Consider the following 20172-nt stretch of genomic DNA (forward strand, 5'->3'; position numbering starts at 1 on the left):
CTTCACCTCAGCAGGAGCGGTGGTTCGCGGGCCACCCGCGAGATCCCCGTCGGAGATCTACGGTAGGAAGGAGCGTGGTTCTTCGAGGGCGCGCGTGACCTTGGCGAGTTGCGCCACGGCCTGGATCCGGGTGCGCACGCCGAGGACCTCGCAGGCCGCCGCCAGATGCTCGTCCACCGTGCGGGGAGAGATCCCGATCTGCTCGGCGATGCCGGGGGAGGAGAGGCCCGTGGCGGCCAGCCGCAGACAGGCGATCTGCCGGTCGGACAGGTCGTCGATCGACGACGCGGATGCGCCCGGCGATGTCGGGACGAGGGACATGCCTCATGAAGCCGCGCCTTGGCGTCGCTGGGAAGCCCGTGAGACTGGCGCCGTAGATCTACGGTCGGTCGTTGCGCTCCGGTGGCGAAGTCAGGTCCCTTCGTCCCGGATCGGCCGCATCAAACGGGTGCGTCGCTCCTCGAGCCAGGCATCGGCCTCGGCGTCACGGTGAACCGACTGGACGGCCAGATCTCTCAGGGTCTTGGTGAAGGTGTTGATCAGGGTCCGGGCGTCGAGGTCGTTGATCGCATCGCCGGCTTCCTCGTCGAACTCCTGGAGCACCACGACCAGAATGGTCGCAAGTTTGTTGTCGGCGCACCGCAAGGCGAAGTCGGGAGAGCCCAGGGCGAGGGCGGCGATAATGCCGTGGGGATCACTGTCGGTGACCTCGGCGAACCGGTGAATTCGCTCAATGTTGATCCGACCCGCGCCGGATTCGAAATGCTCGTAGGACCGCAGGGCCATGTTCATTCCCTGGGCCACATCGATCGTGCGCATGCGTCTGTGCGTGCGGATCAGGCGCAGGCTGGTGGAGAGGACGGCGTTCGGCGTCAGGGGGTGCTGGGAGTCCATCTGTCGGTCTATGCCCCGGCCATCCACATCGCGCGATCAAAACCTCCGCACCCCTACAGGTTGAAAAATGCCTCAGCCATGCGTCAAATGAAACCCTAGAAATAACAATGACGTAAAAGCTGCGGACATGACGCAAGTTTATTGCGGAACCCATCATAGGCGCCACCCACCCGCGCAGGCGACCCTCTTGCGGGCGGTCGTCCATCTACGGGGCGTTCCTCCCCATCAGGTGCGATCCGATTGAGACAGCGCGATCCCTTCGGCATGGCCATGGCCAGTCTGCGGACAGCCCTCGAGGAGGGTCTTGCGCCGGGCCAGCATCTGTCTGTCGCGGACATCGCGGCCTCGCTCAAGCTGAGCACCAGCCCCGTCCGGGAGGCGCTCTCCCGGCTCTGTGGCGAGGGACTGATCGAGGATCGCAGGGGGCTCGGATACTTCACCCGCGCCGTACCGTTTGAGGATATCATCGGTCTGCTGGATCTCGAGGCGGCCCATGTGCGCCTCGCGTCGCGAGACGGCTTGGTTCCGGGACCCCACGATGCGGCCAACGCGGTTGTCGATCTCTGGATCCTGGAGGTGATCGACCGCTGCGAGAACCAGCCGCTCGTCGAAAGCCTCGTGAGGGTCAGACGTCGCCTGGGGCCCCTGCGCCGGCTGGGCGAGGCGCTTCTGGATGAGGACGCGCCGCAGTCGGACGATCGGCTCGACGCCTACTACGCCCGGTGGCGGATCGCGGCGGGCCGGCTCGCCGCCCATGTCCGGCGGCTCGATCCAGACCTCTCCGAATACACGCGCAATATCGTTTGAATCGATTTGCGATCGGGCGCTGATGGTGCGTCGTCGACCTTCTGTCGACCTTCGGAAAGAGGAGACGACCATGACCACCAAGAGCATCTCGCGCCTCGTTCGCCTGGGCGCCGCTCGCCAGCTCACCCGCGCTGGCGTCGAGGGCGAGTTCATCGAGCTGAACCCGGTCGAGCGCTACGACATCACGGCTGGCGCCTGATCGGACGGGCCGCCCGGCAGGGCGGCCCGGATGCCCGGCATGCCCCGCCCGTGGCGTCAGACATCAGGGGTGTAACGACCACACGGAGACTGGTGATGAAAGCCACCAACCGAGTGCTGCGGCTGGGTCAGGCCCGAGACCTGACTCGCGCCGCCATGGACGGCGAGCTTGTCGAGCTGAACTCCCACCTGAAGTGGGACATGCCGGTCGGCTGACTGCGGACGGGCCGTCGTCAATGACGGCCCGATCTGCTGTCCGCCCATCACAGATAATATCGGCTTCATGGTCCGGGACCGCTACATGCAGACCGCCACCCCTCATTCTTTCCGCCATCAACTCGAGCGCGGCGAGCTCGCACAGACGGTCCGTGCCGCAAAGGTGGGCTCGGATCTGATTCTTCTCGATCTCGCGACGGATGGCTATCTGCTGGTCCCAAACTGCGATGATGTCCGCATCGAGGGTGGGACCGTTGAGGCGCCCATGGATCTGATGCTGGAGCTGGCCGCCAGCGAGCTGCTTCAGTCGGGTCAGGCGCGGCATCTTCGGCCGCCGCCGCCGCCGATACCCCTTCTGCGTCTTCCTGAGGCGCCGGTGAGCAAGCCCTCCGTTGCAGACATGGCGGCTTTCGCCGTTCTCTGGGCCGACACGGTGCGGCGGAAGCCGACGATCCAGACGCTCGCACGCCAGTTTGCGGATAGGCAGGGGCGTCGGGATGATCTGGCCGCCATCTCCGCGCGCGTCGCGCTCTTTCGCCAGATGCTGCCTTGTGCGCCCGCCGTGGGCGCCTGCCTGTTTCAGGCCGAGCTCCTGCTTCGGTTTTTGAACGCTGCAGACCTCGACGCGGAGTGGGTGTTCGGCGTCCGCGTCTGGCCATTTCTCGCACATTGCTGGCTTCAGGTGGGGGAGCATTGCGTTAGCCAGGCCCCGGACACCTTGGCGATCTACCGTCCCATCATGGCGATTTGACCGTGGCCGCAGACGCCTATGTCGTTCTGGTGGGGGACAGCGCCGCGTCGCTGGAGGCTCTATCTAGAACCATCGCTCGCCGCCTCGCCGGAGCCGGGTGGAGACGACGATTTGTCCACCCCTTCATCGCGGTCTACGCGCCCTCTGAGTCCCGGGTTGAGGTCGTCGCGGCGCTCGATGGGCACGGCGCCTTTGTCGGGGAGATGTTCGATAACGCGGGCCGATCACTTTCTGCCGCCGAACGGGGCGCCTTGGCGTGTCGCGAGCTTGGTGCAGATCGCGCGCGCGAAATCGTCTCCTCTTACTGGGGACGCTACGCTCTCATTCGCCGAACCTCAGACGAGGTAGCGGTACTGCGGGATCCGTCCGGAGCCGTGGAAGCCGTAGCCTGGCGGAAGGAGGGCTGCAGCGTGATCGCTCCGAACGCTCCGCCTGCTTTGGATTGCCTGCTGCCTGACGACATCGCCATCGACTGGGACTCCCTGGAGCGGCTTATGGCGCGAAGCGGTGGCTACCGCCACGAGCTGGCCCTGTCAGGGTTCGCACCGGTCGCCGCCGGCGCACTTCTCAACATCGGTCCGGCAGGCGTTCAGTCACACCAGATCTGGCGCCCATCAGAAGTCTACCGAACGGCACGAGAGAGAAGTCGTCCCGATCTTCGCGAAGTGGTTGACCGGGCGGTGCAGGCTTTGGCGGGCGAGGCCTCGTGGGTCGCGGAAGTCAGCGGCGGGTTGGACTCGGCGATCGTGGCGGGAGCGCTCAGCGATCGCCAACGGTCCCGAGTGACGCAATGGGTCAATCATTTCGTGGACGATCCTGAAGGGGACGAGCGCGACTTCGCGCGCGCCGTGGTCGAGCGACACGGCTATCGTCTTACCGAGGTGAGACGGGAAGGATTGATGCTTTCAGCGGCACGTCTCGCAGAGTCTGCGAACGCCTTCCGTCCTGCGGTCAACGACCTCGACACAGATTACAACGACGACATCGCGGCGCGCGTCGAAAGCTCGAGCGCCTACGGTTCGCTGACCGGGCAGGGCGGCGACGTCGTCTTCTTCCAGATGCCGAGCTTCCTGATCGCATTCGATGAGGTGCGAGAGAGAAGGCTGCACGCCAGGGTCGAGGTGCTTCACAGCGCCGCGCGGTGGACAGGCCAGTCACTCTGGCCGGGCGCCTGGATGAAGGCACGAAGAGCCCACGCGCTCGCTCTGCGCGGGCGCCAACACCCGTGGCTGGACGATCTTCAGGGAGTGCCGCCGGCGAAGGCGACCCAGATCATCGGGCTTGTGAATTCGCAAGCATTCCAGGGTCATGCCGTGCGAAGCCGGCACGGCCCCTGCGTTAATCCGCTCCTCAGCCAGCCGGTCATGGAGGCCGGGTTGGCCTGGTCTGCTGTCGATCTGACGTGGGGCGGGCGGGACAGATACGCGGCGCGCGCCGCCTACGCTGACGCCATCCCGTCCTCCATCTTCAATCGGCGTTCCAAGGGTGAACTGGGGGCCTTCTACGGTGAGGCTGTAGCCCGCAACCTCGACTTCCTCCGATCGTACCTGCTTGAGGGCGAGCTTGCGGGGGCGGGGATCCTGCCGAGGGGCCTCGCCGACGATATGACGCGCGAGGCCCTGGTCTGGCGAGGCGGATTTCCCCGGTTGCTCACCCTGGCTCTGACGGAGGCGTGGCTGCGTCGCTGGCAGGCTCGGATCGCGGCGTGCCGGGTTTGAGATATCTGTCGAACCAGGCGGTCAGCTGCTCGTAGTAAATCCGCGCATTACCCGGGTTGTGGATGCTGTGATCCTCCCCGAACAGGTAGGTCAAGGCGGCCGGGTGCTGAAGACGAACGAGTGCGGCGTACATCTGCTCGGCATGAACACCGAGGAAGTCCATCTCGCCGTGGATCAAAAGCACAGGCGCCGTGATCCGTTCGGCGTTTTCAAACGGACTGCCTCGTCTGTAGCGTTCTGGATCGCTCCAGTACGAGCGAACCATGCCGGCTTGCCCAGTCTCGAGCCATCGTGCGCCGGCGATGGCGTTGCTGGTGTTGTGACCTTGTACACGTTGGGTCGGGGACATGTCGGCAAGCGCGAGCTGCATATTGTAGGGTCCGTTGAAGGCGACGACAGCGTCGAAACGCGGCGACTGGGTCGCGCTCATGACAACCGACCATCCACCGAAGCTGTGGCCCCACAGCCCGATCCTGTCGGCGTCGATCGAACCATCGGCGGCGGCCGCGTCCACGACAGCGAGAATCCGGTCCGCAAGGCCGGCTGACGGTTCGGCGTTCGGAGGCATATCCGGAAAGATCACAGCATAGCCCGCCGCAACAAGCAGCCCTCCGTTCAGGGTCATGTGAACCGCCTCGGGGCTCATAGCTCGGGGCGCGGTGGGGAAGGTCTTGCCCGGATAGGGAATAACGATCACCGGCGGGGGGTGACTGGCCGCAGACTCGGGCAGGTACAGCCAACCCCGCGCCCCGTCTGGGCCAGTGATCAGACGGGCCTCCGGGACATAGACGGCGTCCAGCTCCGGGTTGAGATGCCTCACGATCTCGGATCCCTGCTCCCTACGAACCTCCAGTCGGTTTGCGGCACGGCCCTCCATGCCAATGCCGACACTGATCCGTCGGTCCCAGCTGACACTGGCGCCCGGTGACGCGTCGATGCAGGGGGCCGGTGAGGTTTGAGAATCCGCGAAGACGCGACACAGCAGGAGGTCCTCTCCGATAACGTCCGCCTGGGTCTCTCCCATCGGATCGGTCCCGCGCCGATGCCCGAAGACGCCAAGCGAGCGCGTTCGCCTGCCGGACGGTCCAAGGTCTTCGACTGAGAGATCGGATCGGAGGCGGAGGATGCGTCCCCGGTCCTCAATGAGAGCCGCCGCTCGCCCTTGAGCAACGACGCGACCGCCTTCGCTCAGCCTGTCTGCAATGGCGGTCTCCGTATCAACCTCGGCCCACCAGCCCAAGCGTCCATTTTGTGTTCCGCGAACAACGGCTCCTTCCCCCAGCCATGCCGCATGGGCCGTGGGACTTCCGAATACGTCTGGTGTGGTGTCCGGCGTTACGCCAGCCGGGGTCCGATCCCGGACCTGCCCGGAAGACGTGACAGACAAAAGCCGGGCTTGGGTTGCGCCGATGTCCATCACCAGAAGTCTCGAGGAATCCGGAGACCAACCCAGCAGACTTGTCGAGATGTCCTTGGCCTCGGGCGGGTCCACTGAAAATCCGGTCTGCGTGTCAACCAAACGCAACGAGCGCGCCCGGCGAAACTCCGTCGAGACGTCCAGACCAGGAGGAGGGGCCAGAGGTCCGTCCTTCAGCAAGGCGACGTGCGCTCCGTCTGGAGAGGCTTCGAAATCCAGGAACTCACCCGTAGTCAGGACAACCGCGACGCCCGTTTCGGCGTTCACCCGCCACAGCGTCCGTATCTCGCGAACGTCTTCCGCCGCACCCTGTCCAGCGGTCACGAAGGCGGCCTCGCCCCGCGCTGCCTGGGCCCAGAGATCGGGCAAATGGGTCTGCGTGAAATTCTGGATCGCGAGACGTGGGGGCAACTCCCCATCCGGCATGCCGATCACCAAGAACTCGTCTTCAGAGATCCATTGGACCGCTCGCCCCCATGCGCCGCTCTCGGGCGAGATATCTGTCCAGGTGACCGTGCCGGTCCGCAGATCCGTGACGCCAAGCCGGAACGTCAGGTCCTGAAGACGGAACACCACCAGTCGAGAACCGTCTGGGGAGAATGGCCCCATGGTGTAGCCGGCGTTGTCGTCCATAGGCATCAGGGGACGGACCTCCGATGGCGTCTCGAGGTCGAGCCGATAGAGGTTGGCGTAGCGGACGGCGCCTTCAGGCTGGAGATCGTAGCGAGGAAGATCGCCTCTCGCGCGACGCTCTTCGAAGACAGCGATGGAGCCGGACGGGTCGATCTCGATCCGACCGAAGGTCTCCAGACCAAGCACGGTTTCGAGCGTCAGGGGTTCCGAAAAGGCCGCCGACGGGCAGGCCAAGGCAAGCGCGGCGAGCGCGCCGATCAGTTTGATCCGCATGGTCGTTCACCAGCGCTTCGTGAGCTGGAGCGAGACCTGACGACCGAGCGCGTTCGCATTGGCGCCGTCGAAGGCGACGCCGTTCGGCGAGTCGTAGAAGGGCGGAGCCGCGTTCGCGAGATTCAGGACGTTCAACGCGAGGGAGAGGCCTTCACCCCAACCCGAAGTGAAGTCGTAGCGGACCTGACCATCGAAGGTGGCCCAATCGTCGATCTGACGGTTGGTCAGAGGATCGCGACCGCTCCCGACATAGTTGGCGATGAAGCCGAGCGTCAGCGGGCCGCGCACCCATTGCGTTCCCACGCGGCCGCGCCACCGTGATGGGAAGTTCGGGTCGCCGAGCAGGTCTTCGACCGGCGCTGCCGTTGTGACCTGGCGGTCGTTGGTCAGCAGGTGGGTGATCGTTCCGTCGATCGTCGCCTGCCAGTTCGCGAGGTCAAACCGATAGCGCGCCGAAAAATCCAGGCCCTCGACGTCGACGCCCGCAGCGTTGACGAAGCGGTTGTCGACGATCACGCCATAGGACGTCGCCGGGAATACAGTCGGGTTGAAGTTCCCCGGGTGATCGAGCAGCGACTGCACGAGCGCCCGGTCTTCGGCGGAGGTCGTAGGCGAGACGTAGCGAACGAAGGGCGCGAAGGACGGATCGTTCAGGGCATTGGCAAGATTCTGGATGATGGGGTTTCCGATACGGTCGTTGAACCGCGTCCGGAACCAGTTGCCCTCCACGCGCAGCCCCTCATAGGCCTGCGGCGTCCAGACAAAGCCGGCAGTGATCGACTCCGCGGTTTCAGGCCGAAGGTCAGGGTTTCCGCCATACTGGATCAATGTGAGGACATTGCCTGCGCCGCGAGCCAGGAAGGATGGCCCGATCTGGTAGGCGCTCTGCAGTTCCCGCAGCGACGGCGCACGGAAAGATGTCCCCCAAGAGGCACGCAGGAGCAGATCCTGCGTCGGACCGTAGAGCAGACCGATCTTCGGGTTGCTAGTGCGACCAACCCTTTCGTGCTCCTCGACCCTGCCCGCCAGTGACAGTTCAAGGCGCTCGACGCCAGGGCGGGCGTTGTCGAGACCGAAGATCGGAACCCTGAGTTCGGCGAACGCGGAAGACACATCGCGGTCGAACGAGACCGGCGCGACCGCGCGAGGAGCGGTTCCGGAGAGGAAATTCTCCCCGGTCGTCTCGAACTGCTCGGCTCGGAAGTCCACGCCGAGCGCGACTTGCAGCGACCCGCCCGGGAGTTCGACGATCGTGCCGTCGACCTTGAAGTTGAACGACGCGACCGAGCTTATGTACTCGACATCCGTATAGCCTGACCCGATGTGGTTCAGGATGGTCGCCGAGTTTGCGGCCGGCCCGCCAAAGGGGTTGAAGAAGCCATCCGTCGCGGTTCTGAAGCTGGTTGTCGGAATGTCCGCGCGCGCGCCCAAGGCTTCCTGGAGGAAAGTGGTCTGAACCCGATTGGACAGGCGGCGGCCGGTGGTCTCTCTCGCACCGCTGACATAAGCGCTGACGTTCCAGCCTGATACGTCGCCGGACAGACCCAGCGCCCCGCCCAGACTTTCCGTTCTGCCTTCTGACAGGCCCGGTCCGAGGTCGTTGATCCACGAGTAGGCGATGTCATGCGACGTCGAGCCGTTTGGCGAGACGAAGTAGGGGTTCGCTGCGGTCACCGTCAGGGTCCCTGCATCAGCGCTTGTCCTCAGGACGTAGTCCCGTTCCGTATAGCGAATGTCCCCGTCGATGCTGAAACCGGCGGGCAGGTTCTGGCTCCCTGCCAGGAAGACGCTGTGCCGCTTCTGGTGCGGCAGAAACCACTGGCCCTCAAGCTGGTTGGTCCGATTGATGCTTCCGGCGATGAAAGAACCGGGTGTCAGCCCGATCCCGTTCTGTCCTGGCGGAATGGCGAACAACGGAACGTAGGTTGCTGTCGCCGGGTCGAGACGAACGATGTTCCCCGGCGAAGCCGTGAGCAGGCGACGATCGGTCCCGCCAAACCGCCGCAAATCAGCGTCCGCCGTAGCGTCGCGGTCTGACCCCTTGAGTTCGCCTCGGTCGTGATACTCATAGGCGGCGACCAGGCTGCCGCTTCCCCAGCTCAGACCGCCGGCGTGGGAAAACAGGAACTCCTCCGCTCCGCCGTCGCTCGTACCGCCCACCCGCAAGCGCGTCTCGGCGCCATCGAAGCGGGATTTCAGGATGATGTTGACCACCCCGCCTACGGCATCCGCACCGTAGAGCGCTGATGCGCCGTCGAGGAGAACGTCAGCCCGGGAAATCGCGCTGGACGGAATGTTCGAGATGTCGGCGAAGTCGCCCGCGTTTCCGGTTCCCGCGACGCGTCGGCCGTTGACGAGCACCAGTGTCGCGTCGGCGCCCAGACCACGCAGGTTCACCCCCGTCGCGGAGCCGACGTTGCGCCCGGAGCGGTCCGCCCCGGCATTGGTCGACCCCTCATAGGCCGCGCCGGTGAAGTTCTGAGGGAGGGCGGCGAGCGTCTCGGCGACGGTGCCCCGTCCTTGCCGATCGATGTCGGCCTGGGTGACGACGGTGACGGGGGAGGGGCTGTCGGCGCCGCGCAGATAGGTTCCGGTCACCACCACGTCCCCCAGCTCGGTGGCCTCAGCCTCGTCCAGTTCGGCGCGCGCGGCGGGGTCGAACAGAACGAAGACCGTGGGTCGACTCTGGCGATACGACAGACCGGTGTCGCGCAGCATGATCTGCAGGGCGGCTTCCGGTGCGTGGTCGCCGCTCAGGCCCGTCGACTGCCGGCCGGCGACCAGGGCGCTGGGATAGAGGATCTGGAGACCGCTCTGCCGGCCGAAGGCGGGAAGGGTGCGCTCCAGCGGCCCCGCAGCGATGTCGAAGCGGCGGACGCTGTCCGACGACTGCGCGATCACTGGCGTCGCGACTGCCATCATCAGTGCGGCGAACGCAGTTGAAGTGTATCCGTGGCCCATGGTTTTCCCCCGTTTTTCTACCCGCGAATGTGCGGGGCGGGGAGGAGACGTTGGGTCGCGGACTTAGGGCTAAGTCCGGGAACGAATTATTTTTCAGGCTCCGCGACTGAGCACGATCCGGCCGTCTTCCGTCCGGGCGGCCTGGAGCGGATAGAGGTCCGTCAGGGCGGCGACGAAGCCGTCGATGTCGCCCGCGTTGAAGACCCCGCTGACCCGGATTTCCGACACGCGGGCGTCCTGAAGCTCGATCGGCTCGCGGCTGTAGCGATTGACCTCCGCCACCGCCACCGAGACCGGGGTGTTCTCGAACGTCAACCGTCCGACCGTCCAGCTCGTCGCCGCCGCGACGTCTGTGGTCATCACCTGGGGCTGGCGGGCGGAGGTGACGACCTGCTGTCCCGGCGTCAGGGACCACTGGGCCGGTCGGTCCATGTCGTGCCGGACCGCGACCCGCCCGTCGACCAGAATCACCCGCGCGCCCGCGCCGGAGCGCCGGACGTCGAAACGGGTGCCCAGAGCGGTCACCCTGGTATCCCCGGCCGCCACCACGAAGGGACGCGCCGCGTCGCCTTCGACATCGAACATGGCCTGGCCCGAGGTGAGGGTGACGGCGCGGCGGTCGCGCGTGTAACGCACCGCCACCCGGGTGTTGGTGTCCAGGGTGATGCGCGAGCCGTCTTCCAGCTGCACCGTCCTCTGTTCCCCGATCGCCGTGGCATAGGTCGCGGGTCGTTGCTGGAGCCAGACGAGACTGAAGGCGCACAGGGCCACGGCCGCCGCACCGGCGGCGCCCAGGGAGACCAGGCGGCCCGAGGGCCTGCGCTTCTCTCTTGCTTCAGGACCGCGCCTGGCCTCGGCCGTCAGGGCCGCCAGCTCGGGGTTGCCGGCCAGCGCGCCCGCGGCGTCCCACATGGCTTCGATCTTCTGGAAGGCGTGCGCATTGGCGGGATCGCGGCGCCAGGCGCTGAAACCGCGCACGTCCGCCGTCGTGACCTTGCGCTGATTGAGCCGAGTGAACCACTCGACGGCTTCCTTGCGCCTGATGTCGGCCTCCGCCTCGATCGTCATCCGTCTTGCCTAAAGGTCCAGCCGAGACGCGCAATACTCGAGCGCCCGGGCCATCCGCCACTTCACGGTCTGCTCGCTGATCTCGAGGGTCCGGGCAATCTCCGGGTAAGTCATACCGCCAAAGCGACTGAGAACGAAGACTTTGCGATAGAGGGGCGGCATATCGCGGATCGTCTCCGTCAGCAGCGCGGCGTCGAACTGCACGGCCGCTTCGCTGACAGGCGAGGGAGCCGCCACCTGATGCCGTCGCTGCAGGGCATCCTGCCTGTGCGAGTCCGTCAGGAGGTTCAGGGCGATCCGGAGCAGGAAGGCCTTGGGGTGCCGGATGTCGGCCATGGCGTAGGGCGCGGCGCGAATGTAGGTCTCCTGCACCACGTCCGCGGCCGCATCCGCGCCGATCCGACCGCGCAGACGCCGTCCCAGCCAGGGCGCGTACTGACGGTAAAGACGGCCCAGACCGTCCTGTCCCTCCGCGCCCAGCTGCTTCGTGTCTGTCACCACGCCTCTCCGACCTCTTCGAAAGAAGTCCGGAATCCGGGCGAGACGGCGCACACGACAGCGCGCGCGTCAGCGCACGCCTTCGCAGGCGTCGGCAACCGACATCCGCGCGTCGCGCGGGGTCGTCGATGATCTGATGTCGCACAGGGGATTCCAGGCCCCACCAACGCGGACGTCGGCAGGGGAAGCATGAATCAAAGGTGGGGCGGGTGCAAGTCGCCCGGCGTCGCGGGGCGTCCGCAACCTTTCCGCAAAAATCTGGCGGGGAGACCGCAATTCACTGTCGTTGCCTGAAACGACGATTCCCGTCCAACGTGAATCCTGTTCACTCAGGGAGTTGTCCATGGATTGCGCGTCACCGGCCCAGCCTCGCGAGATACCCGCGTTGAGCCCCCGCGAGTCGGAGTGCCTGCTGTGGGTCAGCCGGGGCAAGAGCTCAGCCGATATCGGCCAGATCGTCGGCCTCTCGCCGCGCACGGTGGACAGCTATCTGGAGAAGACCTGCGCCAAGCTGCGCGTCCGCACGCGTATCGAGGCGGTCGCAGTCGCCGTTCGCGACGGCATCATCGATCCCGACGCGGAGTGAGGTTTGGTGCAACGAAGAGTAGGGGGCGGGTCTGGAACTTCTGTACGGAAGCCGGGGGTTTCAGCCCTGATCGCCGCCGACGCGATGCGTCCCCTGGCTCAGGATCAGCGCCTATACGTTCCGGAACCCGCCAACGGTGCTTATCCTCTGCGGTGTGGCGCCCGGACAAGTCGAAAGTGGCCGGCGGGCCGATGTCCTGGTCCAGGAGAAGCGCGTGAAGCCGATCACCGAAGTCGAGCTGTACGAAATCGACGATCCGGCCGAGCCCTATCGGGTGGTGATGTGGTGCGTGCCGCCGGGTCCGCCAGAAGACGTGCGTATCGGGGAGCGTTTTCCCGAAGGGTCGATCGAGGTGCCCAAGAGCTTCGGGGCGATCTGGTTCGACGTCTCCACGCGGCAGGGCGGTTTCGTCGCACAGGCGACCTTCGCCGCCGACGCCGATGCGGTCCGGTGCGACACCATCACGGTCAGTGAGGCCCATCGGAAGAAAGGGGTCGCGACATCGCTGTACGAGATCGCCAGCGACATGTTCCAGGGACCGGTCATTCCTTCGGACAACCAGACGTCCGACGCGGTGGGCTTCTGTGGCGGGAGGACGCAGATCCTTCACCCGTGAGCGCCGGGCGCGAAATTCTTCCCGTCAAGGTCGTGTCGGTTGATCAGGTTCGGCTCGCAGCGTAGCGTCGCCGGTTCCGGGGACGGCGACGGGGGCTCGCGGAGGGGCGGCCGCAGGTGATTGATCTTGATGGCGATGGGGCGGGTGCCCTGGAGGAGCCGCGTCTCGACCAAACGAGAAGCGGTGACCCTGGCGATGAGGCCGAACGCAACTTCCGATATCAGCACCAGTACGGGGTGGTCCTGCTCGTCGCCGTTCGGCGCGGCGCCTTCCCCTATGTGAACCTCTACTGCGAACACCACGAGGATCTGCTGTGCGAGCGCCCGGACGGCCTGTTCGACGGTTGGCAGATCAAGACGTCCACGCCGGAGAACGGACCCTGGACGCTTCGCGATGCCGCTCTGGTCAAGTCGATCGGCCGTTTCGTCGACCTGTGCGCGACCTACCCCTCGCAGATCGGCGTCCTCTACTTCGTGTCCAACTCCGACTTCGACGTGGTCGGCGACGACATCCAGGATCAGAAGCGCCGCGGGCGATGCCCTCCGCTGATGCTGGCGCATCTGAGGGCCTGCCCCTCGCTTGCGGACATCGCGCCGCCCTTCCTGGCGGCCTTCAACGAACTGGGGGCCACCCTGGGCGCCGACCGGCAGAGACTGTTCGATGTCCTGCGACGGGTGGAGCTGGTCAAGGGACCGTCCAGGGCGGAGTTCGACGCGACCCTGGCCCATGAGCATCTCGGGCGGCTGGACGACTGCAGCGCCCTCACACCCGCCCAGTTGTCCGAGCTTCGTGACGACCTGGTGGCGCAGGTCCATCGCGCCGCCTCCCTGCATGTCACCGCCCCGGAGCGCCACACCCGCAGCCTTCTGGCCGAGGACGGCGAGGATCCTGTCATCACCGCCAAACGCATCGTCTGCGCCGATGTCGTCTTCGCCCCGCCCACGATCGCCCTGAAGGCCTTCGCCTACCAGGGCAAGCCCGGACTGACGCCCGGTGGTCCCCGGCGAACCGGCGTCCTCGAACAGAAGCTCGAAGCGGGCGGCTTGGGCGAGGCCGTGGGCTATATGACCGCCAAGGAGATGGCCGCGGAATACGCCCTGCTGGAGGATCAGGCGCGCAATCCTGTCGCCGCCGAGAGACAGCTCAAGCAGATCGAGGAGGCCGTCCACGGCGAATGCGTGGAGGCCTACTACGCCGCCGCGAACGAGTCCGAGACCTTCGGCCCGGCCATGCTGACGGATGTGACCGGCAGGCTTCGCAGGCTGGAGGGCGACCGCAGGTCGCTCACGGGTGGACAGCCCTACGAAGTGCTGGTCGGCATCGCCGCCATGCTGACACGGGAGTGCCGTGTCTGGTGGAGCAAGCGCTTTGACGTCCAGGAGCCGCGCCCATGAGCCTCGGGGTCCTGAAGGCGGCCGCCCGGGCCGAGAACACCGATGGCCTGCATCTGATGCGGCTGCTGGTCCTGCTCAGGTGCGCCGACAAGCGCGGCAGAACGCCCAAGCCCGTGGAAGGGATCACGAAGCTGGCCAAGCTGGACTTCCTTCTGCGCTACCCTGTCTATCTGGAGCGGGCCCTGGTCGCGCGCGGGAAGTCACCCGACGCGGTTCATCTGTCGCCGCGTGAACGGACGACCGTCGAGACCCGGATGATCCGCTTCCGCTACGGTCCATGGGACGGGCGCTACAGGCGGTGGCTCAGTCTGCTGTCGGCGCGAGGCCTCGTCACCCTGTCGCTCTCCGGCCGGAAGATCGAGATCGGGCTGACCGACGCCGGCCGTGCGGTCGCAGACGATTTCGCGCAGCGGCCGCTGTTCGCGGACCTCGCCGAGCGAGGGACGCTGGTGGTCAAGACCGTCGGGGACATGTCGGCCATGAAGCTCAAGGACTTCGTCTACGAGATCGTCCCGGAAATCACGGGCATGAAGTGGGGGCAGGAGATCGGCGCCGAGAACGACGCCGCCCTGGACGGTGATCAGTCGTGAAATTTCATCTGCAGTCGTTGAGCCTCGATCTGAGGCATGCGACCGAGACCATCGTCTTCTCGGACATCACCTATTTCTGGGGCCAGATGGGCGCCGGGAAGTCCAGCATCGCCCGGCTGATCGACTACTGCCTCGGCGGCGCCATCCAGTTGTCACCGGCCCTGCAGGCCGAATTTGTATCCGCGACGCTCACTGTGGAGCTTGAGCGGAGCACGCTCACGATCGAGCGGCAGCGCGACGGGGCCAATGTCTTCGCCTCGTGGACCGTCGGGGACGAGGTCCAGTCGGTGATCGTGCCGGCCAGGGCCGCTGCCGGGGAGCTGATCCCCCTTACCGGCGTCGAGACCCTGTCGGACCTGATCTTCTGGCTGTCCGGCGTCCAGCCGCCGCGCGTGCGCAAGAGCAAGCTGAAGGACGACAGCAAGACGGTCCGTCTCTCCGTCAGGGACCTGCTCTGGTACTGCTACCTGGACCAGGACAACATCGACAGCGCCTTCTTCCACCTGGAGGAGGACGCCGAGTTCTACCTGCGCCTGAAGAGCCGCGACGTGATCCGGTATGTCATCGGATATCATGACGAACGGGTCGCCGATCTCGAGGCCGAACTGGACCAGCTGCGCGCCAACCGCACGGCCCGCGCCTCCGCCATCGAAAGCCTGACCCGAACCCTCGACGAAGTGGGCGCCGGCTCCGAAGCGCAGATCGCCGAGCGCGAAGCGTCCCTGAAGGCGGCCCTGGCCGAGGCGGAGGCCAGCATCGTGGCCCTGCGGGAGCTGAAGCGGGTGGGACAGACGGAGCATGCCGTAGATATCCTCGCACGCCGGACCCGCCGTCTCGGCGTGGGCATCGGCCGCCTCGACGTTGCGGCCGATGAACTGCTTGCCGCGCGCGAACGACACGTGCGCCATCGAAACGAGATCGAGACCCTCGGCCTGAAGTTCCGGCGCTCCGCCGTGGCGCGCGAAATCCTCGGCGACGTCGGGTTTGCGGACTGCCCCCGATGCACCCAGAGCCTTCCGGCGCGCCCGGCTCGTTGTTGCGAGGTCTGCGGCCAGGATGACAGGCTCGAACTGACCGACGCGGCGGAGCAGGCCGCCCTGGAACTCGACATCGCCTCGCGCCGGGCGGACCTCGACAGCGCGATCGAAGAGATCGACCGCAGTCTTACCCGCATCCGACTGCGTCGGGAGCGCGCGCTGGACCGGAAGGCGTCCCTTGAAACCGCGCGCAACCGCGCGAGTGAAGAGGCGGACTCGGCGTTCCTGTCGACGGTCCTGTTGAAGGAGCGCGAGCGCGCGGCGCTCGAGGCCGAACTGCAGAGCCTCGCATGGCTGCTGCGGCTTCCCGACCTCCTGCAGCAACAGCGCGACGCGCTCGCCCAGATCATCGCCCTGGAACTCACGCTGAAGGAGGCCCTGAAGGACGCCCGCACGTCGGCCGAAGCCGACCGGACCAGTCTGACCCGGCTCGGCGACTATTTCCTCGACGCTCTGGTCCAGTCCGGCGTGCCGGGCATCCAGCGCGACGACCGCGTCGCCTTGGAGCCGCCGACCTTCTACCCCGCCGTCTTCAGTAGCGACCCATCGGATCTGACGGCCTCGACCTTCACCTCCATGAGCAGCGGCGGGAAGAAGACCCTGTTCAAATGCTGCTTCGCCATAGCTGTCCACCGGATAGCGGCCCTGCTCGATGCGCCCCTGCCGGAGCTTCTGATCATCGACTCCCCGATGAAGAACATCAGTGAACGGGAAAACAGGGCGCAGTTCGAAGGCTTCTACCGGATGGTCTACGCGCTGAAGGCCGGGGAGTTGTCCGAGACCCAGATCATCCTGATCGACAAGGAATACCTGCCGCCGGATCCGGCGCTGGGCCTGGATATCCGCAGCCGTCACATGCAGCCCGACAGCACCGAGCATGAGCCGCTGATCCGGTACTACCGAGGTAAATAAGGCTGTGTGTCCTTCGGTTAGGGGGAAGCGGCGCCTCCGCACCGGCCGATGGCACGCCTCGGTTCCCGGCCCGCACCGCCCGCCGGCGCAAGATCAGCGCCTGTCCGTTCCGGAGCCCGCTTCAGCCCAGATCAGGGGACCTGCTCTTGAAGGCCAATCGAGCGCGACCCAGCGTCGCATGGGCCGAGGTCAAGGGTGGCGGCACTCCGCATCCTGCAGCACCTCGATGACCTTGCAGGCGGAGATTGAGCCATCGACCGCGCAAGCCTTGGTCATCCGCACGAGCTCGCGCTCAAGCGCCTTGAGTCGCTGGATTTTGTCCGAGACGGCCCTCAGGTGTTGCTCGGCGATCCGGTTGGCTTCCTCGCAGGTATGATCCGGCAAATCCGACAAATCCAGCAACGAACGAATAGCGTCGAGATCAAACCCCAGCTGCCGAGCATGGCGAATGAAGGCCAGTCGACGCAGCGCTGCGTCGTCGTAGAGCCTGCGGTCGCTTGCCGTGCGTGGCGGCGCCGGCAACAGGCCCGACTGCTCGTAGAACCGGATCGTGGGCACCTTCACGCCGCTCGCGGTCGAGAGTTTGCCAATAGTGAAGAGAGGCGGGGTCATTCACTGAAAATAAGCGCTTGATCCTCTAGTGACTAGAGGATGTAGGCAGTCGTTACAGCCGAGCCGGACCGTCCGGGCCGGATTGTGTAACAGATTGCCCAGTGGGCCGAACGAAAGTATGCAGCGCGCGATGACCTGGTCGATGACGACATGGGCGAAGCTGATCGTGGCGATGACTCTTGTCTTCGCCGCCTTCTTCTTTGCGCCCGCCGTCGACGCCGCGACCTGTTTGCCGGAACCGCCCGCGGCTCACGCGGTCGTCGATCATGATCAGAGCGACGGTGACCACAGCGGCAAGAGCGGCGGTCACGGGATCTGCTCGCACGGCCATTGCCATCACACCTCAACGGCGCGCGGTCCTGCCGTGGACGCCTTTGCTCCGTCGTTCGGCGAGCCTCCTCTGCAAAGCGGCCGACAGGATGACTTCCGGGCGTCCATCACGCCTGACGGCCTGAAGCGTCCTCCCAGAGTCTGACCGAAGACCTGCGCCTTCGCGCGCCTCTTCGTCCTCAGAACTCTGGAAATGAATCATGTCTCCCACATCTCGCAGGCGGCCGCGTTACGCGGTCGGCTGCGCCCTCGCTGCGATCGCGGCGACCCTGGCCAGTCCCGTATGGGCTGACCCAGCTCCGACCTATGCCCAACTGCTCGCTCAACTCGGGAATGCGCCTGCGACCCTTGAGGCGGGCGCCAACTACGACGCAGCGGAAGCCCGTGTCCGTCAGGCGCGGGTGCGTCCCAACCCTGTCCTCGGCTTCGATGTCGAGAACGCCTATGGCTCAGGCCCCTATTCGGGTCTGAACAACGCGGACATGACCCTGGCGATCAGTCAGGATCTCGAGCTGTGGGGACGTCGTTCGACGCGCGTCGCCGCCGCTCGCGCCGAGGCCGGCGCAGTGGGCCTTCAGCGAGACCTTGCGGTCATCGACGCCGCAGGGCGTCTGGCCCTGGTCTATGCCGAGGCGGAGGCCGCGCAGAGGCGAGCCACGCTCGCGGAAGAAACCCTCACCCTTACCGTCGCGGATGCCCGCGCGGCCCTGACCCTTGTGGAAGAAGGTCGCGAACCTCTCCTCCGCGGCATTCAGGGGGAGGCCGAGGCCGCCTCGGCGCGCGCGACGCGGGATGAAGCTGTCGCGGAACGCGACGCGGCTTATGCCCGTCTCACGGCTGTCGCCATGATTCCGGTTCCGGTCACGCAGATCGAAGACAGCCTTCTCGACGAGGCGCCAACGACGATCGGATCCGTGATCGAGGATGCGCCGACGGTCCGCGTCGCCGAAGCCCAACGGTCCGCCGCCGAACGACGCATCGATGTTCAACGGGTTCAGGCCCGCCCCGACATCAACGCCAGTATCGGCATCCGCCGCTTCGAGGCGGAAGATGCGACGGCGCTGACTTTCGGCGTCAGCATGCCGCTGCCGTTGTTCGACCGGAACCGGGGAAACATCGAAGCGGCGCAAGCCGAGTTTCGCGCTGCCGATGCCCGGCTGATGAGTGCGCGGCAGGAAGCCCAGGCGGACCGCGCTGCCGCGGTCGCTCGCCTTTCGGCCTCGGTCAGCCGCGTCAACGCTGCTGACGGCGGCGTCACCGCCGCAGAGGAAGCCTATCGCCTGTCCCGCATCGGCTTTGAGTCCGGCCGCATTTCCCAGGTCGAACTGCGGGTGACCCGCACCGCCCTCGTCAACGCCCGGTCCGCAGCGGTCGACGCGCGTCTCGCGCGCGTCCGAGCCGAGATCGATCTCGCGCGCCTTGATGGCCGCGCCCCCTTCGAAGGAGCCCAGTGATGCGCAAGCGCACATCGAACAAGACCCTGCTGATCGGCGGCGTCGCCGCCCTGGTCATTCTCGGAGGCGGCGGCCTCTGGTTGGCCACCCGGTCCTCCGAACCCGCCGCGCCGGCTGCCGCCGAAGGCGAAGCCGGCCATGCCGAGGAAGAGGGGGGACACGCCGAGGGGGAGGCCGCCGGGGCCGAGACCGAAGGTCGGATTGAACTCACCGCAGCAGAGATCCAGGCAGCGGGCATCACGGTCGTCGGCGTCGGCGGCGGAGGAGGAGGGGAGACCCGGCTCGCCGGCCGCGTAGAGCCGATGGTCGATTCTCGCGCTGCCGTGGGCGCTGCCGTCGGAGGCCGCGTCGAGCGGGTTCTCGTCGCTCCGGGTCAGTCGGTCCGCGCGGGCCAGCCGCTTGTGAGCCTTGTCAGTGGCGAGGCGGCGACCTTCCGCGCGGACGCCGACGCGGCCGGGGCATCCGCTGAAGCGGCGCGCCAGGCCTATGAGCGCAATCGCAGTCTGGCGGATCAGGGCATCGTCGCGCGGCAGGAGGTCGAGGCGTCACGCGCCCAGTTCCTGAGCGCCGAGGCGGCGACCCGCGCCGCTCGCGCCCGCTCGGCGGCCGCTGGCTCTCCGAACGCTGCAGGCAGGCTCAGCGTGACCAGTCCGATCTCGGGCGTGGTCAGCAGCGTCCAGGTCGGTCCGGGCGGGTTCGTCGCCCAGGGCGGCGTGGTGGCGGAAGTCAGCAATCCTGCTCGTGTCGAGATGGTCTTCAACGCCCCGCCTGCCCTTGCAGCCAATGTGCGTGCCGGTTCGCCGATGCGCGTGACCGGGCCGAACGGCGAGTTCGACGCCGTCGTCACCGGCGTCGCCGCCGACGCCGGTCTCAGCGAAAGCGGCGCGACCGTGATCCGGGCCCGACCCTCTGGCGCGTCTCTGCCGCCAGCCGGTTCGGCCGTCACCGGCGCCATCGTGACCGGCGAGGCAACTGGCGGGATGACCGTGCCCACCGAGGCGGTCCAGACCGTCGATGGAAACACCGTGGTCTTCGTGCAGGTCGAGGGAGGCTTCCAAGCCGTGCAAGTGCTCGCAGGCCGCCAGGCCGCGGGCCGCACCGAGATCCTGCGCGGGCTCACCGGATCTGAACGCGTGGCGTCCGCCAACGCCTTCCTGCTCAAGGCTGAAATGGCCAAGGGCGAAGCCGAGCACGGGCACTAGGGGGC

General features: G+C 66.4%; 19 protein-coding genes. 12 read left to right on the top strand and 7 right to left on the bottom strand.

What is annotated here, in order from left to right; genetic code table 11:
• Positions 1-57: 57 nt before the first annotated feature.
• Positions 58-321, bottom strand: a complete 264-nt coding sequence (locus tag AC07XS_RS09750) for a helix-turn-helix domain-containing protein (RefSeq protein ID WP_054766336.1) — start codon at positions 319-321, stop codon at positions 58-60.
• A 90-nt stretch (positions 322-411) separates the two neighbouring features.
• A complete protein-coding gene (locus AC07XS_RS09755) occupies positions 412-894 on the bottom strand; it encodes a helix-turn-helix domain-containing protein (protein WP_197273321.1) in 483 nt (160 codons plus the stop codon).
• 240 nt (positions 895-1134) lie between these two features.
• Here AC07XS_RS09755 and AC07XS_RS09760 point away from each other — a divergent pair, with 240 nt between their 5' ends.
• The 4 genes from AC07XS_RS09760 (at position 1135) to AC07XS_RS09775 (ending at position 4584) form a co-directional block, all read left to right on the top strand.
• A complete protein-coding gene (locus AC07XS_RS09760; protein WP_182714265.1) occupies positions 1135-1701 on the top strand; it encodes a GntR family transcriptional regulator in 567 nt (188 codons plus the stop codon).
• Between the two features lie 70 nt (positions 1702-1771).
• Positions 1772-1900, top strand: a complete 129-nt coding sequence (locus AC07XS_RS09765; RefSeq protein WP_321208055.1) for a hypothetical protein — start codon at positions 1772-1774, stop codon at positions 1898-1900.
• 300 nt (positions 1901-2200) lie between these two features.
• Entirely contained in the window at positions 2201-2866 is a 666-nt protein-coding gene (locus AC07XS_RS09770) for a lasso peptide biosynthesis B2 protein (RefSeq protein ID WP_182714264.1), read from the top strand.
• Positions 2867-2868: 2 nt separating this feature from the next.
• Positions 2869-4584: an asparagine synthase-related protein gene (locus tag AC07XS_RS09775; protein ID WP_182714263.1), complete on the top strand. Its 1716-nt coding sequence runs from the start codon at positions 2869-2871 to the stop codon at positions 4582-4584.
• Here AC07XS_RS09775 and AC07XS_RS09780 read toward each other — a convergent pair.
• The 4 genes from AC07XS_RS09780 to AC07XS_RS09795 all read right to left on the bottom strand — a co-directional run bounded on the left by AC07XS_RS09780 (position 4517) and on the right by AC07XS_RS09795 (position 11434).
• On the bottom strand, positions 4517-6907 hold the full coding sequence (locus AC07XS_RS09780; RefSeq protein WP_182714262.1) for a prolyl oligopeptidase family serine peptidase: 2391 nt from the start codon (positions 6905-6907) through the stop codon (positions 4517-4519). The genes AC07XS_RS09775 and AC07XS_RS09780 overlap by 68 nt on opposite strands.
• 6 nt (positions 6908-6913) lie before the next feature.
• Entirely contained in the window at positions 6914-9868 is a 2955-nt protein-coding gene (locus AC07XS_RS09785; RefSeq protein ID WP_182714261.1) for a TonB-dependent receptor domain-containing protein, read from the bottom strand.
• 93 nt (positions 9869-9961) lie between these two features.
• The gene (locus AC07XS_RS09790; RefSeq protein ID WP_161639681.1) at positions 9962-10936 is read right to left on the bottom strand and encodes a FecR domain-containing protein; all 975 of its coding nucleotides are present in this window, start codon (positions 10934-10936) and stop codon (positions 9962-9964) included.
• Positions 10937-10945: 9 nt separating this feature from the next.
• The gene (locus AC07XS_RS09795) at positions 10946-11434 is read right to left on the bottom strand and encodes an RNA polymerase sigma factor (RefSeq protein WP_161639745.1); all 489 of its coding nucleotides are present in this window, start codon (positions 11432-11434) and stop codon (positions 10946-10948) included.
• Between the two features lie 385 nt (positions 11435-11819).
• Between AC07XS_RS09795 and AC07XS_RS09800 the strand changes: the two genes are divergently transcribed.
• From AC07XS_RS09800 to AC07XS_RS09820, 5 genes are all read left to right on the top strand, one after another.
• The gene (locus tag AC07XS_RS09800; RefSeq protein ID WP_054766328.1) at positions 11820-12020 is read left to right on the top strand and encodes a response regulator transcription factor; all 201 of its coding nucleotides are present in this window, start codon (positions 11820-11822) and stop codon (positions 12018-12020) included.
• A gap of 214 nt (positions 12021-12234) precedes the next feature.
• Complete coding sequence (locus AC07XS_RS09805; protein WP_161639682.1) at positions 12235-12636, top strand: hypothetical protein; 402 nt, start codon at positions 12235-12237, stop codon at positions 12634-12636.
• Between the two features lie 116 nt (positions 12637-12752).
• Positions 12753-14030 carry a dsDNA nuclease domain-containing protein gene (locus AC07XS_RS09810; RefSeq protein WP_182714260.1) on the top strand — a complete coding sequence of 426 codons (1278 nt, stop codon included), beginning with the start codon at positions 12753-12755 and terminating at the stop codon, positions 14028-14030.
• On the top strand, positions 14027-14620 hold the full coding sequence (locus tag AC07XS_RS09815) for a hypothetical protein (RefSeq protein ID WP_182714259.1): 594 nt from the start codon (positions 14027-14029) through the stop codon (positions 14618-14620). The genes AC07XS_RS09810 and AC07XS_RS09815 overlap by 4 nt, the downstream gene beginning before the upstream one ends.
• A gap of 86 nt (positions 14621-14706) precedes the next feature.
• Positions 14707-16569 (top strand): hypothetical protein, encoded by a 1863-nt coding sequence (locus AC07XS_RS09820; protein WP_182714258.1) that lies wholly within the window; start codon positions 14707-14709, stop codon positions 16567-16569.
• A 189-nt stretch (positions 16570-16758) separates the two neighbouring features.
• Here AC07XS_RS09820 and AC07XS_RS09825 read toward each other — a convergent pair whose 3' ends face one another.
• Positions 16759-17181: a MerR family DNA-binding protein gene (locus AC07XS_RS09825; RefSeq protein ID WP_161639685.1), complete on the bottom strand. Its 423-nt coding sequence runs from the start codon at positions 17179-17181 to the stop codon at positions 16759-16761.
• A gap of 118 nt (positions 17182-17299) precedes the next feature.
• On the opposite strand from AC07XS_RS09825, the gene AC07XS_RS09830 reads away from it, so the two are divergent.
• Genes AC07XS_RS09830 through AC07XS_RS09840 form a run of 3 tightly spaced genes read left to right on the top strand, consistent with a single transcriptional unit; the run spans position 17300 to position 20167 of the window.
• The gene (locus AC07XS_RS09830; RefSeq protein ID WP_293826830.1) at positions 17300-17656 is read left to right on the top strand and encodes a hypothetical protein; all 357 of its coding nucleotides are present in this window, start codon (positions 17300-17302) and stop codon (positions 17654-17656) included.
• Between the two features lie 55 nt (positions 17657-17711).
• On the top strand, positions 17712-18965 hold the full coding sequence (locus tag AC07XS_RS09835; RefSeq protein WP_161639686.1) for a TolC family protein: 1254 nt from the start codon (positions 17712-17714) through the stop codon (positions 18963-18965).
• Positions 18965-20167, top strand: a complete 1203-nt coding sequence (locus tag AC07XS_RS09840; RefSeq protein ID WP_161639687.1) for an efflux RND transporter periplasmic adaptor subunit — start codon at positions 18965-18967, stop codon at positions 20165-20167. Before AC07XS_RS09835 ends, AC07XS_RS09840 begins: the two co-directional genes overlap by 1 nt.
• Positions 20168-20172 lie beyond the last annotated feature (5 nt).

It is taken from the genome of Brevundimonas sp. GW456-12-10-14-LB3, from assembly GCF_059424365.1.

What these genes read in the sequence shown, in the direction of transcription:
- AC07XS_RS09815 (WP_182714259.1), top strand. Translation starts at nt 14,027, where the DNA reads ATGAGCCTCGGGGTCCTGAAGGCGGCCGCCCGGGCCGAGAACACCGAT.
- AC07XS_RS09830 (WP_293826830.1), top strand. Translation starts at nt 17,300, where the DNA reads ATGCAGCGCGCGATGACCTGGTCGATGACGACATGGGCGAAGCTGATC.
- AC07XS_RS09785 (WP_182714261.1), bottom strand. Translation starts at nt 9,868, where the DNA reads ATGGGCCACGGATACACTTCAACTGCGTTCGCCGCACTGATGATGGCA.
- AC07XS_RS09780 (WP_182714262.1), bottom strand. Translation starts at nt 6,907, where the DNA reads ATGCGGATCAAACTGATCGGCGCGCTCGCCGCGCTTGCCTTGGCCTGC.
- AC07XS_RS09840 (WP_161639687.1), top strand. Translation starts at nt 18,965, where the DNA reads ATGCGCAAGCGCACATCGAACAAGACCCTGCTGATCGGCGGCGTCGCC.
- AC07XS_RS09835 (WP_161639686.1), top strand. Translation starts at nt 17,712, where the DNA reads ATGTCTCCCACATCTCGCAGGCGGCCGCGTTACGCGGTCGGCTGCGCC.
- AC07XS_RS09790 (WP_161639681.1), bottom strand. Translation starts at nt 10,936, where the DNA reads ATGACGATCGAGGCGGAGGCCGACATCAGGCGCAAGGAAGCCGTCGAG.
- AC07XS_RS09770 (WP_182714264.1), top strand. Translation starts at nt 2,201, where the DNA reads ATGCAGACCGCCACCCCTCATTCTTTCCGCCATCAACTCGAGCGCGGC.
- AC07XS_RS09765 (WP_321208055.1), top strand. Translation starts at nt 1,772, where the DNA reads ATGACCACCAAGAGCATCTCGCGCCTCGTTCGCCTGGGCGCCGCTCGC.
- AC07XS_RS09825 (WP_161639685.1), bottom strand. Translation starts at nt 17,181, where the DNA reads ATGACCCCGCCTCTCTTCACTATTGGCAAACTCTCGACCGCGAGCGGC.
- AC07XS_RS09750 (WP_054766336.1), bottom strand. Translation starts at nt 321, where the DNA reads ATGTCCCTCGTCCCGACATCGCCGGGCGCATCCGCGTCGTCGATCGAC.
- AC07XS_RS09755 (WP_197273321.1), bottom strand. Translation starts at nt 894, where the DNA reads ATGGACTCCCAGCACCCCCTGACGCCGAACGCCGTCCTCTCCACCAGC.
- AC07XS_RS09820 (WP_182714258.1), top strand. Translation starts at nt 14,707, where the DNA reads ATGGGCGCCGGGAAGTCCAGCATCGCCCGGCTGATCGACTACTGCCTC.